Annotated in this window: 14 protein-coding genes and 1 tRNA gene; 9 read left to right on the top strand and 6 right to left on the bottom strand. The window is 66.2% G+C overall.

Annotation, left to right across the window (positions count from 1 at the left end; translation table 11 throughout):
* Positions 1-164: 164 nt before the first annotated feature.
* Both ACFPCV_RS35120 and ACFPCV_RS35115 read left to right on the top strand, forming a co-directional pair.
* Complete coding sequence (locus ACFPCV_RS35120; RefSeq protein WP_378061418.1) at positions 165-1,610, top strand: FAD-binding protein; 1,446 nt, start codon at positions 165-167, stop codon at positions 1,608-1,610.
* A gap of 42 nt (positions 1,611-1,652) precedes the next feature.
* Positions 1,653-1,725, top strand: a tRNA-Lys gene (locus ACFPCV_RS35115).
* A gap of 5 nt (positions 1,726-1,730) precedes the next feature.
* Here the strand turns inward: ACFPCV_RS35115 and ACFPCV_RS35110 are convergent.
* The 5 genes from ACFPCV_RS35110 to ACFPCV_RS35090 form a co-directional block, all read right to left on the bottom strand.
* Positions 1,731-2,582 (bottom strand): recombinase zinc beta ribbon domain-containing protein, encoded by an 852-nt coding sequence (locus ACFPCV_RS35110; protein WP_378061719.1) that lies wholly within the window; start codon positions 2,580-2,582, stop codon positions 1,731-1,733.
* 79 nt (positions 2,583-2,661) lie between these two features.
* A complete protein-coding gene (locus tag ACFPCV_RS35105) occupies positions 2,662-3,192 on the bottom strand; it encodes a class IV adenylate cyclase (RefSeq protein WP_378061417.1) in 531 nt (176 codons plus the stop codon).
* Between the two features lie 37 nt (positions 3,193-3,229).
* A complete protein-coding gene (locus ACFPCV_RS35100; RefSeq protein WP_378061415.1) occupies positions 3,230-4,312 on the bottom strand; it encodes a radical SAM protein in 1,083 nt (360 codons plus the stop codon).
* 177 nt (positions 4,313-4,489) lie between these two features.
* Positions 4,490-4,717 (bottom strand): hypothetical protein, encoded by a 228-nt coding sequence (locus ACFPCV_RS35095; protein WP_378061414.1) that lies wholly within the window; start codon positions 4,715-4,717, stop codon positions 4,490-4,492.
* Positions 4,718-4,757: 40 nt separating this feature from the next.
* Positions 4,758-5,303 carry a hypothetical protein gene (locus tag ACFPCV_RS35090; RefSeq protein ID WP_378061413.1) on the bottom strand — a complete coding sequence of 182 codons (546 nt, stop codon included), beginning with the start codon at positions 5,301-5,303 and terminating at the stop codon, positions 4,758-4,760.
* Between the two features lie 216 nt (positions 5,304-5,519).
* Between ACFPCV_RS35090 and ACFPCV_RS35085 the strand changes: the two genes are divergently transcribed.
* The 7 genes from ACFPCV_RS35085 to ACFPCV_RS35055 all read left to right on the top strand — a co-directional run bounded on the left by ACFPCV_RS35085 (position 5,520) and on the right by ACFPCV_RS35055 (position 14,597).
* On the top strand, positions 5,520-6,968 hold the full coding sequence (locus ACFPCV_RS35085) for a hypothetical protein (RefSeq protein WP_378061412.1): 1,449 nt from the start codon (positions 5,520-5,522) through the stop codon (positions 6,966-6,968).
* Positions 6,968-7,981 carry an o-succinylbenzoate synthase gene (locus ACFPCV_RS35080; RefSeq protein WP_378061411.1) on the top strand — a complete coding sequence of 338 codons (1,014 nt, stop codon included), beginning with the start codon at positions 6,968-6,970 and terminating at the stop codon, positions 7,979-7,981. The genes ACFPCV_RS35085 and ACFPCV_RS35080 overlap by 1 nt, the downstream gene beginning before the upstream one ends.
* A gap of 131 nt (positions 7,982-8,112) precedes the next feature.
* The gene (locus tag ACFPCV_RS35075) at positions 8,113-8,586 is read left to right on the top strand and encodes a hypothetical protein (RefSeq protein ID WP_378061410.1); all 474 of its coding nucleotides are present in this window, start codon (positions 8,113-8,115) and stop codon (positions 8,584-8,586) included.
* 164 nt (positions 8,587-8,750) lie between these two features.
* Positions 8,751-9,995, top strand: a complete 1,245-nt coding sequence (locus tag ACFPCV_RS35070; protein WP_378061408.1) for a DNA cytosine methyltransferase — start codon at positions 8,751-8,753, stop codon at positions 9,993-9,995.
* The gene (locus ACFPCV_RS35065) at positions 9,992-12,343 is read left to right on the top strand and encodes an ATP-binding protein (RefSeq protein WP_378061407.1); all 2,352 of its coding nucleotides are present in this window, start codon (positions 9,992-9,994) and stop codon (positions 12,341-12,343) included. Before ACFPCV_RS35070 ends, ACFPCV_RS35065 begins: the two co-directional genes overlap by 4 nt.
* A complete protein-coding gene (locus ACFPCV_RS35060) occupies positions 12,340-13,992 on the top strand; it encodes a helicase-related protein (protein ID WP_378061406.1) in 1,653 nt (550 codons plus the stop codon). The genes ACFPCV_RS35065 and ACFPCV_RS35060 overlap by 4 nt, the downstream gene beginning before the upstream one ends.
* On the top strand, positions 13,992-14,597 hold the full coding sequence (locus tag ACFPCV_RS35055; protein ID WP_378061405.1) for a hypothetical protein: 606 nt from the start codon (positions 13,992-13,994) through the stop codon (positions 14,595-14,597). Before ACFPCV_RS35060 ends, ACFPCV_RS35055 begins: the two co-directional genes overlap by 1 nt.
* Here the strand turns inward: ACFPCV_RS35055 and ACFPCV_RS35050 are convergent.
* Positions 14,563-14,979, bottom strand: coding sequence for a very short patch repair endonuclease (locus ACFPCV_RS35050; RefSeq protein ID WP_378061718.1), 417 nt, complete (start codon positions 14,977-14,979; stop codon positions 14,563-14,565). The two genes, ACFPCV_RS35055 and ACFPCV_RS35050, sit on opposite strands and share 35 nt — an antisense overlap.
* Between the last annotated feature and the right edge of the window lie 123 nt (positions 14,980-15,102).

Raw genomic sequence — 15,102 nt, 5'->3', positions numbered from 1 at the left:
CGCCCCTCCATGAGCTGCCCGAACGCATTTCCTAACCGGTAGTACGCGCGAGCCGGCGAAACCTCACACCTTGGTTCGGACCAATGCGGCCGGTGACGAGAAGTTCGTGCCCATCCGGCAAACGGGTGAATGCCCATGGTCGTTTCTGAGTTAGGGTGCCGCGCGTGCGCAAGTTGCAGATCAGCCGCCGGACCGTGCTCGCCGGCGCCACAGCCACCGCGGCCGCGACGGTCGTCGCGTTCGACCCCGTCAACCTCGGCTGGCTGACCAGCGCCGACGCCGAGACCGACGGCATCCGCGTGCCGCACCTCGACGGTGAGCTGGTGATCGACGAGGAGTCCCGCGCCGAGGCCGCCGACGACTACGGCCACATCGTGCACCGCAGGCCGATCGCCGTGCTGCGCCCGGGATCCGTCCGCGACATCGCCACGGTCATCCGGTTCGCGAACGCGCACCGCCTCAAGGTCGCGGCCAGGGGCCAGGGCCACTCCACGTTCGGCCAGGCACAGGCGGGCGGCGGCGTCGTCATCGACTCCCGCACCCTGGCCACCATCCACCGCATCGGCACCGGCCACGCCGTGGTCGACGCGGGCGTCCAGTGGCTCGACCTGATCAAGGCCACCCTCGCCGGCGGCCAGACCCCACCCGTGGCGACGGACTACCTCGGGCTGTCCGTCGGCGGCACCCTGTCCGTGGGCGGCATCGGCGGCGCCACCTCCCACCACGGCATGCTGGTCGACAACGTCCTCGCGCTCGAAGTGGTGACCGGCACCGGCGACATCGTGCGCTGCTCCCCGTCGATCCGCCCGGACCTGTTCAACGCCGTGCTGGGCGGCCTCGGCCAGTTCGCGGTGATCGCCCGCGCCACCGTGCGGCTGATCCCGGCGGCCAGCACAGCGCGGGTGTACCACCTGTTCTACCCGGACCTGGCGGCGATGACCGCCGCACAGCGCACCGCGCTCGCCGACCGCCGGTTCAGCTACCTCGAAGGCCAGCTGACGCCCACGGAGACCGGCTGGACGTACATGCTCGAAGGCGTCACGTACTACACCCCGCCGTCCGAACCGGACGACGAGGCACTGGTGGCGGACCTCGCGCCGGCCAGTACCGAGATCACGGACATGCCGTACTTCGACTGGCTCAACCGGATCTACGAACTGGTCCAGCAGCTCATGGCGCTGCGCCTGCCCGGCCCGTGGATCAACATCTTCCTGCCGGACGAAGCCACCGACGCGTACGTGACGGAACTACTGGACGAGACCACGCCCGCCGACGCGGGCGGGGTCGTGCTGCTCTACCCGGTGCCCCGCGCACTGATCCGCAGGCCCTTCGTCCGAGTACCCGACAGCCCGGTCGTGTTCCTGCTGGCCCTGCTACGAGCGGTCAGCCCACCCAACGAAGCGGAGACCCAGCGCCTGATCGCGGTAAACCGCGCCCAGTACGACCGAGCCGTCGCCGTCGGCGGCACCCACTACCCGGTAGGTGCCATCCCCCTGACGGAATCCGACTGGAGAGCCCACTACGGCGACCGCTGGCCCGCCTTCCGCGCCGCCAAACACCAGTACGACCCGAGGAACGTCCTCACCCCCGGCCAGGCGATCTTCGGATAGCCCCCACACCCGGCCGCAACCCCCTCGGTAACATGTCCGCACGGGCCGTTAGCTCAATTGGTAGAGCTGCGGACTTTTAATCCGTAGGTTCTGGGTTCGAGCCCCAGGCGGCCCACCGATTCAGTCATTGTGCGAACCACTCCGTTCGGGGCCGTTTCCGCTGGTAGGGTGGGTGCGGCCCCGTCGTTGTTGCGGGGGTTGGGGGATGCGGAAGATTGGGATGAGCCGGTCGGGTCCGGTGATGGTGACCTTGGCGACCAGGGCTTCGACGAGGGCCTTGGTCTGGTTGTGGGTGCCGCTGGTAATGATCTCGGCGATCTGAGCGGCCACCGCCGCCACGGTAGCGGGCTCCGGCGCGGTCGGTTCGTCGTCCAGGGCGAACGCGAGTTCGTCGCGGCGGACGCGGAGGTGCTTGGTCTTGGCGCGTAGTTCGGTGAGTCGATCGGCGACGAGTTCTTCGTCCATGGTGCCGCGCTCGAACGCGGTGAGATAGCGGTCGATGGCTTGTCCGGTCTTGGTGATCTCGTTCTCGACGGCGGCGAGTTCGGCGTTCCGGTCGGCGTTGGTCGCTTGGTGCTGGGTCTGTTCGTGAGCGATGGCGACGGCGATGAGGTCATGTTGAGTGCGGTAGAAACCGGCCAGCGCGTCGAGGACTGCCGCGTCCACAGCGTCGGCGTTCAAGCGCTCGAAGTCGCACTTGCTGGCGTCGTAGCGGGCGAGGTTCCAGCAGGTGTAGTAGCGGTAGGTGCGGTTTCGTCCGGTGGCGCGGGTGCCGATCATGGCCTTGCCGCACAGGGGGCAGCGCAGGCGGCCGGTGAGTACGTAGTCGGAGCCGGACGCGGCGCGGTGGGCGTGGGATTCGCCGCGTGCGTCGAGGATGGCTTGGGCTTGCTCCCACCGTGTGAGGTCGATGATGGGTGCGTGGGTGTCGGTCACGGTGGTCCCCCGGAAGGTCAGCTCCCCCAGATACACGCGGTTGTTCAACGCTCGGTTCACTTGGTAGCCGGACCCATAGGCGTTGCTACGGGGGTTCCGGTCTGTGCGGTGTCGATCAGAAGCGCAGCATGGGGACGGCGTTGAGGTCGATGCCGTAGCGCGCGTAGATCTTGATGGTGTTCTCGCCGGTCAGGTTGTCCTCGGTGTAGCCGAGCAGTCCGGCGACCCTGATCACCTCGTCCTTGGATCCGGCTTCGATCTCCAGGTACGGAGGAATCTGGGGCCAGGTGTCGATCTCGACCTGTGCGGCGTCGAGGATGAAGCTGGTGCGCTTGGTTTCCTGGTAGGACTTCGCGGTGAAGCCCATCACGCCGAGCAGGGCGTTGGTGGCGGCGAAGTCGTCGACGCTCACTTCGATCTCGTGGGTGCCGTCGATGGCGTCGCTGGTGATCTGCTTGACGGTCAGGGTGATCTCGTCGCCGGTGTCGCGCAGCCTGATCCACTTGGACCGGTCGCCGGGGGTGATGTCGTAGACGTAGCGGCGCATGAACCGTTCGCCGAGCTTCTGGCCGCCCTTGTCCAGAATCAGTCGTTCCATGGCTTCGGGGTCGATGTCGAGGATCTTGGCTTCGTGCTCGATGGGCACCGCGGGGCTCCTTCCGAAAGGTGATCGGTGGTTGACGTTATCCGGCACGCCGTGTGGCGAGCCGCTGGTACTCGGCTTCACGCAAGGACAGGATCTCGGAGCGAAGGGGGCTGTTCAGGAACTCGTCAAGGGGCAGGCACAGGTCCATGCGCTGGATGCACACGCCGACCTGGTAGCGGCCGGTGCGGTCGTAGTACAGCCGCACGCCGTAGAAGCCCTCCTGGCAGTCGGTGTCGTTGTTGAACCGGCAACCCGCGCACGTCTCGGGCAGCCGCACCGGCCGGATCTGTTTGAAGAACGACCGCCGCCCGTCGGGCAGCCGGTAGGCGGTGCGCGCGCCAGAGACGCCAGCGGTGATGTAGTGCGCCTCGGCGACCGCGCCGCGCTCGGAGAGAATCCGTTCAATGGCCTCGATCGACACGGTGCCGTGGTCGAGTGAGTTGAGCAGCCGCACCGACAAGTGCGGTGAGTACTCGTCCAGCAGCCTGTGTACGCGCCCGGCGTGACTATGGTCGAGCACAACGATGTTGGCGCTGGCCTTGATGCCGTGTGTCTCGCAGGCGGCGATGGAGCGTTTGAGGGCGTCGAGCTTGCGTTCGGCACGTTCAGGGTTGCGGTAGCGGGCGTGCTGGACCTCGGCGAGTTCGGCTGCGGTGGTGCCGAAGATCGAGAAGTTCACCCGGTCCAACCCTGCGGCGGCGCACTCAGGCAGTACCCGGTCACCGCGTTCGCCGTTGGAGGTCATCCCGACCCGGAATCCGGCGTCCACCGCTATCTTCGTCAGCCGTGCCACGGCGGGATGCAGGGTCGGTTCACCACCGGTCAGGTGCACCTCGGTGAGATCCAGGGCATCGCGCAAGGCGGCAAGGGTGTGGCCGAACTCCTCGTCGTGGGGGATCGCGGCGGGCAGGAACGCCGCGCTGTTGGTCGCGGCGTAGATCGACACGCGCCCGCTTGGGCCGGCAGTGGTGAAGTCACCGAGCAACCGGCGGCGGTTGTCCACCACGACCGGAGTGCCCTCGTTGTGACAGAAGGTGCAGGTCAGGCCGCACGGGTCATGGATCTTCGCGCGCAACGTGGTGTCTTTCTCGACGTGAACCGGGATGCCGCTGACGTACATCGGGACCGCGTCCCTTCGTTGGTTGTGGTCGGTGCGGCGCGGGATGGCGCACCGCGTGCCGGGTGCGGCACGCCGAGCCCGGTCGGGGGTACGGGCGGCGGTCGTGCCACGCCTGGGTGCTCCGGCGGCGCAGGGGGCCGAGGGCGGGAGGTGCCGCGCCCTGCGCCGCCAGAGCGGTCAAGCGGTCTTGTCGGTCGGAGCTGGGTGGTAGAGCTGGGTGTCGGCGTCGTACCGGGCGCGCAGGGCGTTCACGGGCTCACCCGTGCGATGACGGGCAGTGGTGCGGCGCTCGGCGAGTGCGGCGTCTACCTGTCGGCTGCGCTGCGCGAGCCGATCGGCTTCGCTGCGACGTCGTCCCTCGATCTCGCCGTAGGCGATGATCAAGAGCTGGAGAAGCACCGTCACGGAGACGAGTTGCCAGCCACACACGCACATCGGCGCGTCCTTACCCGTCCCGTATGACGTCGTAGTGCGGGCCGATCACGCCAGCCCTGCCGTCTCGATCACCGCGCGGGCCGCCGCGACGACGGCGGTGAACGGCGGCAGCGACGGGCCGTCCAGGGACGGCGGGACCTGCCAGCTCACGACGCCGGACTCCACACGACTGGAGGGCAGCGGGACCAACGTGCCGCAGCGGTGGGGCCACCGCGCCTCGGGCACGGAGCCGGACGAGGTCGACCGGGGTGGACTCGTCAGCGGACTGGGTGAGCAGCAAACAGCGGCGAGGTGTGCCCGGCAGGGCGATCACCGGTCCGGCGAGCAGCCGCACCGTGAGGTAGTGCTGCACCTCCGCACCGAGCGCGGCGGGCAGCTCCACCGCGCTGATCTGATCATTGGTGGTCAGCAGCAGCCGATCACCGGCTGGCAGGACCAGCCACCCCCAGCGGTCGTAGTGGACGGCGGTCGCGGTCAGCCCTGATGCTGGGGGCTGTTGGCGGGACTCATGGGAGTCACCACCGCCCTGTACGGCGGTGATCGTTGGCATGGCCATGTCTCGCCTCCTGGCAACGGTCGGTTGTTGATCCGTCACCACAAGACAAACCCCCAGGTCAGCCCGATAGCAGTCAGGGATACGTTGCACTGTGTCCGCTTGGCATCCGGGGGTCTCACTGGGGTCCCGCTTCGCTCGCGGGGCTTCACACGGCGTCGTCGGTGCGCCACGATCGACTACGGCGAGCAACAGAACACCTACGCAGGATGTGACCGGATGGGCCGCGAAGGCCAAGCGCATGACAGCAACCTCGCGCTGCGTGCACTACTGGACGAGGCGGGGATGAGCAACGCCGCGCTCGCGCGTGCCGTGGTAACGGCGGGCGCGGAGGAAGGCGTCCACGTCGGCACCAACACCACCTCCGTGAAACGGATACTCGACGGCTCCCAGCCGCGCTGGCCGGTGCCCCGGCTCGTCGCCAAGGTGCTGTCCCGGCACCTGCACCGTGAGATCAGCGTCACCGAGTGCGGGTTTGCCGACAGAACTCCCGCATCCGATGATCGCTACGACGGGCTCCAGTGTTCAGGCACACTGGACGGCACAATCCGTACGGTTGTTGAGTTGTCGGGACGGGACATGGATCGGCGCAAGTTCCTGCTGGGCTCCGCCTTCACGGCGGCGGCCTTCTCGGAGCCTGCTCTGTTCGCGCTCACCGTGCCGCCCGCCGAGAACACCGCGCGGGTCGCGGGCAGGCGCATCGGGATGCCCGATGTGGAGATCATCACCGAGAACATCGCCCACCTGCGGCGACTCGATCACCGGTACGGCTCGGGCCGCGTCCGTGAGCAGGTGGTGCAGTTGCTGCATCGTGAAGCCAGCACCGTCATGCACGGCAGCTACTCGGAGAAGACCGGTAAGGCCCTGCTCGGCGCGATCGCCCAAGCCTCCTGGCTGGCCGGTTCGATGGCCGCCGACGTAGGCCGCCACTCGCTGGCCCAGCGCTACTACATCCAGACCCTCAACCTGGCCATGAGCGCAGGCGATCGACTCTACGCCGCCAACGTCCTTTCCCACATGAGCCGCATGACGGTCCAGATCGGCCACGGCGCGATCACCGAATACGATCGGCTGCGTCACGCTCGCCAAGCCATTGCGCTAGCACGCGCCGGTCACCACGTCGCCAACGGCAAGGCCACCCCGGTTCTGTCCGCCCTGCTCCACGCCGTCGAGGCACGCGGGCACGCCCTTCTCAGCGATGGCAACTCCACTCGCACGGCGGTGCTGCACGCCGAACGGTGCTACGAACGCGCCCGAGGGGGCGACGAGCCCGCCTGGCTCGGCTTCTATACCGAAGCCGAACTCGCCGCCGACCTCGGTCGCTGCCTGCGCGACGTAGGCGAGCCCGAGCAGGGCACCCGCCTGATCACACAAGCGATGGACACCTACGAACCGTGGCGGGTCCGCAGCCGGTGCTTCGTGCAAACCGACCTGGCCACCGCGCACCTCGCCGGACGCGACTACGAGCAGGCGGCAGCGCTGGGCCGCGACGCCGTGCGCACCGCCGTCGACGTCAGCTCCACCCGCACACTCGACCGGCTGCGCACGCTGCAACGCCATGTCCGCCCCGTGCGGACCAGCTCACCACGCCTGGTTGAGTTGGACGAGCGGATCACCGACCTGCTGACCCGCAACCGCGCCCGCCGAGACGAGGACCCCGCCGCCTGATGACCAGCGACATCGACTTCGACCGGATCGACTTCGCCGGAGCCCGCGTCTACGCCATCCCTATGCGCGCCCGGTTCCGGGGCATCACCGTGCGCGAAGGGATGCTGATCGAAGGCCCCGCAGGGTGGGGCGAGTTCTGCCCGTTCGCCGACTACGACGACACGGTGTCCGCCTCCTGGCTGGCCACCACCATCGAGCAATGCACCATCGGCTGGCCCGAACCCGTGCGAGACCGCATCCCGATCAACTGCACCGTCCCGGCGGTCGGCCCTGAACGCGCACACGACATCACCGCCTGGTCGGGCTGTCGCACAGCCAAAGTCAAGGTCGCTGACCACCCCGAGTCCCTCACCGAAGATCTCGCCCGCGTCGAAGCCGTCCGCGACGCGTTGGGGCCGAATGGGGCGATCCGAGTGGACGCCAACGGCGTGTGGGACATCGATACCGCCGTCGCGCACATTCGCCAGCTCGATAAGGCCGCGAGCGGACTAGAGTACGCCGAGCAGCCCTGCCGCACCATCGAGGAACTGGCCGCCGTCCGCCGCCAGGTCGACGTGCGCATCGCCGCCGACGAGTCCATCCGCCGCGCCGAGGACCCGATGCGGGTCGCGGTCGCGGGCGCAGCCGACGTAGCGGTGATCAAATGCACTCCACTCGGCGGCGTGCGGCGGTCGCTGCAAGTCGCCGAAGCCGCCGGGCTGCCGTGCGTGATCTCGTCAGCACTGGAGACCAGCGTCGGACTAGCCGCGCAACTCGCCCTCGCCGGGGCGTTGCCAGAACTCGACTTCGCCTGCGGACTGGGCACACTGTCCCTGCTAGAAGGCGACGTGGTGGCCGGTGCCGCATCGCTGCGGCCGGTCGACGGATACCTCCCCGTTCCCTGTACCCCACCGGCACCCGACGCCACCTTGCTCAATACCTACGAGCCGACAGACACCGAACAGGTGGCCTGGTGGCGCGACCGGCTAGCCCGCGTCCGAGTCGAACTCGACCGCGCCTACGCTTCCGACTGAGCGCTACATCAACCCGCAGCGGCACCGGTCAGCTCCGGCAGCCGACCGGTGCCGCCGTGGCCTCGTCGGGTTCCGGCTCGTCCTGCCCAGGGGGTGTCTACGGTTGGCGTGCCGATGAGACAGGAGATGCGATGCACATGGTGGGCGACGTCGACCAGCTGCGTGGCGACGTGCAGGCCATCCTGGACGAGCAGTTCGACAGGTCCGAGGCCGGCGAAGCGGCCGTACCCGCTGCCGACCAGGAAGTTTCGGCCACCTTCGGAGTGGATGTGGCGGGCGTTCCCCAGCGGTGCCAGCTTGTCGACGTCGGCCTATGCGGTACACGCCGGGGCGCGATGCGCGGTTGGGCCTGCAACGACGCCAGTGGATCGCCGCCCTCCAGCATCAGCGGGCAGCGCGTAGGCGGCGACGGCGTGGTGGATCTTGCTGGGCGCAGTGAGCAGGGTCTCCAGTCGCGCCCCGCGAGGGATGGGGCCACAGGCGCTCGGAGTCGAGGTTTCCAAATCCAGCAACAGGATTCGATCGTCGGCGTCCACGACCGCCACGTCGCCGGAAGCCGGGCGCGGGGCAGCACGAGCCGTCGTCCGGCGTCGTGCTGGGCATGATTGCTCTCACGCTGCGGTCGTACGGTGGTGGAGGCCGGATGGTCGGCTGCATGTGATCGTTTCGTCGGCGCGTTCATTCCCGGCGTTTCACACATGATCGCCATCAAAGTGTCGGTCGCTTCGGGCAGGATGTTCGCAGCCACACCCATGAGCGAAGGAAGTGCATGTCCAAGACTGCGGTCGCCCCCGTCGTCCCCTCCGCAGACCTGTCGGATCTCCCCGCCGTCGAGAACACGTCGACTCGACTCACGAGCGTGGAGCTCTTCGCCGGTGCGGGCGGGCTGGCTCTTGGATGCCAGATGGCGGGGTTCAAGTCGGTGGCCACAGTGGAACGCGACAAGTGGGCATGTGACACGGTTCGGGAGAACAAAAGGCGAGGTCACGAACTCGTCGCCGACTGGAACGTCTACGAGGGTGACGTACGCAAGTTCGAATGGTCGGTGGTGACCGAAGATGTCACGCTGGTAGCCGGTGGGCCTCCTTGTCAGCCGTTTTCCACAGGTGGCCTGGCCAAAGCCGCAGATGATCCTCGGGACATGTTCCCCGCGACTGCGGAGATCATCGCTGGCCTGGAGCCGCAGGCTTTCATCATCGAGAACGTCCGAGGGCTCACCCGCACGGCCTTCGCCGATTACTACGAGTACATCCAGCTCAGGCTTGCGCTACCGACCGTGACCGCCAAGCGGGGCGAAGAGTGGATCGACCATCTAGAGCGGCTGCGCGCGGCGATTGAGAACCGTCAAAGCTACGACCTCAACTACCACGTCGTGCCGACGCTCGTGAATGCGGCAGACTACGGCGTACCCCAGCAGCGACACCGGGTCTTTATCGTAGGCTTCCGTGGGGACCTCGACGTCGAGTGGAGTTTCCCCACCGCCAGCCACTCCAAGCGGGCCCTACTTCATTCACAGTGGGTTACCGGCGAGTACTGGGAAGAGCACGAAGTTCCGAAGAGCAAGAGGCCGGAGCGTCCAAAGCTGCAGGTTCCCCAGTACCTCATTGGTGACGAACCGCACCAGCGCTGGCGCACGGTGCGCGATGCCCTAGCGAATCTGCCCGAGCCAACCCTTGGGCGGTCGCAGACAGTCCTTAATCACGAGCTTCAGCCGGGAGCCCGGTCTTACCCAGGTCACACGGGCAGCCCGCTGGACATGCCCGCCAAGGCCCTAAAGGCGGGCGGCCATGGCGTGCCTGGCGGTGAGAACATGCTCAGGAACGTCGACGGCTCGATTCGGTACTTCACGGTCCGTGAGAGCGCCCGCCTCCAGACGTTTCCCGACGACTACGAGCTTCACGGTTCGTGGGGAGAGGCGATGCGTCAGATCGGCAACGCGGTCCCCGTGCTGCTCGGGCAAATTGTCGCCGAGAGCGTTTACAAGGCGTTGATCAAGGAGGAGATCGCCTCATGACTGGGGCTCGGCCCAGCACGCTCAACCTCATGCCGTCCCCGCGGATCCTGGAGATGATTGCCGAGGTCGACCTGCAACTACACCAGTGTCTCGGCGAGTTGGTCGACAACGCGCTGGACGAACTGGTCGAGGCGTCGGCCGAGGATCCGACTCTGGAGCCGCGGATCGATATCACCCTGCCGACCTCCAGCGTCGTCTCCAAGTCCTCGGAGATCTCGGTGGGCGATAACGGGCGCGGCATGTCGCCGGAGCAGTTGCAGGACGCGCTCAGCGCTGGCACGTCGGGTAAGCAGCGCTTCGGCAGCCTCGGTCTGTTCGGAATGGGCTTCAACATCGCCACAGCGCGGTTGGGAACCATGACCGAGGTCAGGACCGGGAGAAGGGGCGATGGTCAGTGGGTCATCGCGGCCATCGACCTCCCGGCGATGCAGCGCCAGTCCACCTACGAGGTGCCTCTGCGTTACGAGGACAAGGCGCGCGAGGAGCACGGCACTCTTGTCACGGTCACCAACCTTCGCGAGGACATGGTGACGCGGCTGAGGAGCACGCGCGCGATCAAGGAGACGATGGGCCACCTCGGGCGCATCTACACCTACATGCTTCGCGACCCCCAGGGCGGTCACTCAGGTGCGGAGTTGATGCGCGGCGCCAACCAACGGTTGTACGTGAACAAGCGCCCAGTAAGTCCGCATCTTCCGTGCATCTGGGATCCGAGCCGCTCGGTGACCTATAAGGGCGGCGAGGTCCCAGCTGTCGCCGACATCGACATCCGGCTCACCAACGCCTTCGCCTGTATGAACTGCGGCCGCTGGTACACCTCGGCCTACGAAAGGTGCGTCGAGTGCGAGAGCACCGACATCGAAGAACGCGAACGACGGATCTGGGGCTGGCTCGGCATCCAGCGCTACGCCGATAAGTCGGACTTCGGTCTGACGTTCCTGCGTCACGGCCGAGCGATCACCTACCAGGACAAGTCCCTGTTCGACTGGGAGACCCCGGACGGCGACTTCGAGCTCGAATACCCGATCGAGCTTGGCATGGGCAGGATTGTCGGCGAGATACACCTCGACCACGCGCCAGTGAACGTCCGGAAGAACAACTTCGACACCTCGTCGCAGGAATGGCGCTTCATGGTCGAAAAGGTCCGCGGTCCGGAGCCTCTGCGGCCGCAGTACGCGAAGCGCTTGGTCGGGCACGAGAACACCTCGCCGATGAGCCGCTTCTTCAACGCCTACCGAGAGAACAAGCCCGGACTTCGTTACCTCGTCCCGGGGAACGGCGAGTCGTCGATTCACGAGGCCGTCAAGTCGTGGGGCGTGAAGTTTCGCAACGGTGATCCCGAGTACCTGACCGACGAGAAGTGGTACGAGGCGGCAGCGAATCACGATCGGATCAAGAACGGCCCGCCACCCGCGCCGCCACTACCGGACGATGACGACGGCTGGCTGGACGAGGAAGGCCTACCCCACCTGGGCAAGGACGATGAGGACTCCGGCGGCGCGTCTGGCGAGGAGCACGAGGCCGACGAGCCGGAGCCGATCAAGCCCGAGACCGAGGAAGAGCGCTTCGCGCGATATCAAGCGGCTGCGACCCTTCTGCCAGACACCGACCGCGAAGTGCGAATCGGGAACGCGCAGCCAGTGCTGCGCGTTTACGTCACGTCCGGTGTCGAGTTGACCAGGGACGGACAGAAGCAGCCGTACGCGATTCGGATCGTCGCCGGCGAGGTCGAGATATACGTCGATCGAGGCACCACCCTGATCGCTCACTACGGCTGGTCACCGATGAACGTCGCGCTGGTCTGCGCGGCTCCCCAACTGAAGAACGTGTACTCGGTCGACGGACCGATCGATCAACTCGTCACGTCGATTCTCGAACAATTCCCCGACCGCCGCGTCAACTCCGCCGCCGTCCGAGCGCGGGCCGACTCGTTGCTTGATGACATGCGTGAGCGTCTTGCTGACCTCGTTTCGAAGGACTCGAACACGTACTGGAGCACCCTGTCCAGTGAGTCCCGCCGGGCTGCGGAAGTCAACGCCGTGAGCATCGCACCAGACATCAACTGGAGCGGCGCCGTAGTGAGCGGAGAGTTCGCACGGTACCTAAGCGCGCAGGGCATCCACGACCTCGTGACGAACAGCCCCAGACTCGTTCTGGACGGTGCGTTGTTCCGGACCACCTACGCGTCCCTCGGCGAGGACACGCGGGCAGACCAGGTGGCGCGTCTCGGAGCGCTTCTCGCTGATCTGCGGCGGATGGCTGCGGGATCGCCAGCGCTTCAGACGCTGGAGTTGGGTCGGCTGCTTCTAACCGCCGACCTGCTCGACGCAGAGATCGTGTCCGCATGACAACCTCGTTTCTCGATCCGCCCTTCCTCGTAGAGGAAGGGCCGAAGGGGTTCACGCGGCAGCTCGAGCGGTTGCTCGGATTGATGGCCTTTACCGACGTGGTAAACATCGACGGCCCCGGTGACAAGGGCGCCGACGTGATCGGTCGACTAAAGGGTGCGGATTGGATCTTCCAGGCGAAGTGGAAGATGTCGGGGTCCGTCGACGCAGACGCTGTGGACGAGGCGCACGCAGCGATGCAGCACTACGGCATCCATCGTGCGGTGGTGGTCACGAACCGGGTCTTTATCCGAAAAGCGCAGGAGCGTGCCCAAGCGTTGCGTGACGTTGGCATCAATATCACGCTCTGGGGTGGGCGCCAGCTGTCAACCCTCTACGAACGTGTTCCGGACAGCGTTAAGCCTTTCAACCTGCACCTTTATCAGGAGCGCGCGGTCGAAGAGTCATGGCGAGCGCTCAGCGACACCGGTGAGGCGCTGGTTTACCTCGCCACCGGGCTCGGTAAGACCGTCGTTGCCGGCCGGGTACTTAGGCGCTTCCTGCTGGCAAACCCAGGTGCGCAGGTGCTGGTCACCGCACATATGGTTGACCTAGTCGAACAGCTCGAACGCGCAATGTGGCGTGATGTTCCAAAGCACATCCCCACGCGCCTTCTGCACGGAACGTCTAAGCCGAATTCGCTCCCGGGAGTGACCTTTGGTGTCGCTCCGACCGCCCGCGACTACATCGAGGCCGGCTACTCACCCGGGCTCGTCATCGTCGACGAGGCGCACCATGTCGGAGAAACCGGCAACTACGCCACGATGCTCGACCGCCTACCGGAGGCGAAGCGGCTCGGCGTAACCGCGACGCCATGGCGAGGCGACAAATACGACATCGAGCAGACCTTCGGTGAGCCGGTCGTACGAGTGTCGATCTCGCAAGGTATGAAGCTCGGCTATCTAGCGGAGGTCAAGTACCGGGTGTTCGCGGACAACATCGACTGGGACTTCATTCGCGATGCCTCAGAGCACGGCTACACCATCAAGGACCTGAACAAGCGTCTCTTCATCCCCGAGCGGGACGACGCCGTCAAGGAGCGCCTGGAGAAGGTCTGGGACCAGACGACGAACCCACGCGCCATCATCTTCTGCCAAACCATTGAGCACGCGGAGCGGATGCGCGATCTGATCGCACTCCGCCCAGGGTGGGAGCGGACCGCGACTCTCCACGCGAACCTGAAGAGTCGAGAACGGCGGGAGCGGCTCCTGAATTTCCGCTCCGGTGAGGTCCCGATCTTGGTGGCGGTGGACATCCTCAATGAAGGGGTCGACGTCCCCGATGTGAACATCCTGTGCTTCGCGCGAGTCACCCACAGCCGGCGAATCTTCGTCCAGCAGCTCGGGCGTGGCCTACGACTCCGTAAGGGAAAGACCCACGTAGAGGTCCTCGACTTCGTCAGCGACATCAGACGACTGGCGGAGGTCTACGACATGCGCGAGCAAGTGTCCGAGGATGAGATCGAGCACGTCTCGATTGGACACAACCAGTTCGTCTTCGAGGATCTGCACGTGCGCGATCTGCTCGAACAATGGATGGCCGATGTCGGTGACCTGGGCGGTGCCGACGACAACGTGCGACTCGAGTTCCCGCCGATCGAGGGGGTTTAGTGGCCAAGGTCCCGGCCGACGTGCGCACTGCGGTCATCGAGGAAGTAGTGCGACGGCTCGACGTGGCGCGATGGGAGGAAGTGTCCTCGAGCGCCGCTAGCGAGATGTACGACCGCTTCGTGAAAGACCCGAAGATCGGGGGGCGGCTGTCGCCGTACATGCCAGCAGAGAAGGTCAGGGTCTGGATCAAGGATGGCCCGGCTAAGGAGTACCGGCGGGCGTTGGAGGGGATCGGGCCGATCGCGTCCTTCACGAAAAGGGCGTATCCCGGACCCGAGTCCGTGGTGCGCCTCGCGCTCGGAGATCAGTGGTTGCCTAAGCCAGACACCATCGAGGAGAAGCCCATGAGGTGCTTCGCCGAGTGTCCCGATGGCCAGTCGATGTTCGTGATCTGGGGGCCACTAAGCGCTCTCCAGGGGCTGATCTGGAACTCCTGTCTGGTCCGTGCCGGGGACTCGTCGAAGCCAATCACCGTCGTCGTCACGAAGCCGAACAGCGCGCGGCTGCCCGCCGACGACTGGAAGTTGGTAAAAGCGCTATGCGACATCGTCGGCGCGGACTGCGAACAAGTCACGTATGCGGTGACACGGAAGCCAGGCTTGTAGTGCGATGGGTGGCTTCGTGGACCGCCGAAGAGATTCGGTTGGCCACGGTCACGGGATCTTCGTGCTCCCAGAATCGAAGTACTAGCCAGCCCGCTGAACTGAACACTTCCGAAGATTCGCGGTCCCGACGCTGGTTGCCTTCGATCTTGTCGGCCCAGAACCGGCTGCGGCTGCCTGTCGCTGGGCGGTAGTGCTCCGGACAGCCGTGCCAGAAGCATCCGTCGATCAAAACTGCGATCCGCTGTTTGGTGAACACGATGTCGACTGTCCGTCGAACTCCAGGGACTGGGCGATAGTTCACCCGATACCGCAGCCCCATCCGGTGAAGCGCGCGACGGACCGCCATCTCCGGAGAAGTGTCGCGTCCACGGGTGTTCGACATCCGCGCGCTCACGGCGGGGTCAACGGCTGGAGGCAAGCTCACCAGCCCATGGTGCACTACGCCGACGTGGGTTTCGAAGTCACCTCGGACGAGGGGTATGCCGGGTCCAACCGCAGCGGTCGT

This window comes from Actinophytocola glycyrrhizae (assembly GCF_042653545.1).
GTDB lineage: Bacteria > Actinomycetota > Actinomycetes > Mycobacteriales > Pseudonocardiaceae > Actinophytocola > Actinophytocola glycyrrhizae.
The sequence above is the reverse complement of the archived record's forward strand: the minus strand, read 5'-3'. Positions and strand labels throughout refer to the sequence as shown.

Bases quoted from the DNA above. Each gene is read 5' to 3' on its own strand.
- ACFPCV_RS35060 (WP_378061406.1), top strand. From the start codon at position 12,340: ATGACAACCTCGTTTCTCGATCCGCCCTTCCTCGTAGAGGAAGGGCCG.
- ACFPCV_RS35070 (WP_378061408.1), top strand. From the start codon at position 8,751: ATGTCCAAGACTGCGGTCGCCCCCGTCGTCCCCTCCGCAGACCTGTCG.
- ACFPCV_RS35080 (WP_378061411.1), top strand. From the start codon at position 6,968: ATGACCAGCGACATCGACTTCGACCGGATCGACTTCGCCGGAGCCCGC.
- ACFPCV_RS35085 (WP_378061412.1), top strand. From the start codon at position 5,520: ATGGGCCGCGAAGGCCAAGCGCATGACAGCAACCTCGCGCTGCGTGCA.
- ACFPCV_RS35075 (WP_378061410.1), top strand. From the start codon at position 8,113: ATGCACATGGTGGGCGACGTCGACCAGCTGCGTGGCGACGTGCAGGCC.
- ACFPCV_RS35090 (WP_378061413.1), bottom strand. From the start codon at position 5,303: ATGGCCATGCCAACGATCACCGCCGTACAGGGCGGTGGTGACTCCCAT.
- ACFPCV_RS35100 (WP_378061415.1), bottom strand. From the start codon at position 4,312: ATGTACGTCAGCGGCATCCCGGTTCACGTCGAGAAAGACACCACGTTG.
- ACFPCV_RS35065 (WP_378061407.1), top strand. From the start codon at position 9,992: ATGACTGGGGCTCGGCCCAGCACGCTCAACCTCATGCCGTCCCCGCGG.
- ACFPCV_RS35050 (WP_378061718.1), bottom strand. From the start codon at position 14,979: ATGTCGAACACCCGTGGACGCGACACTTCTCCGGAGATGGCGGTCCGT.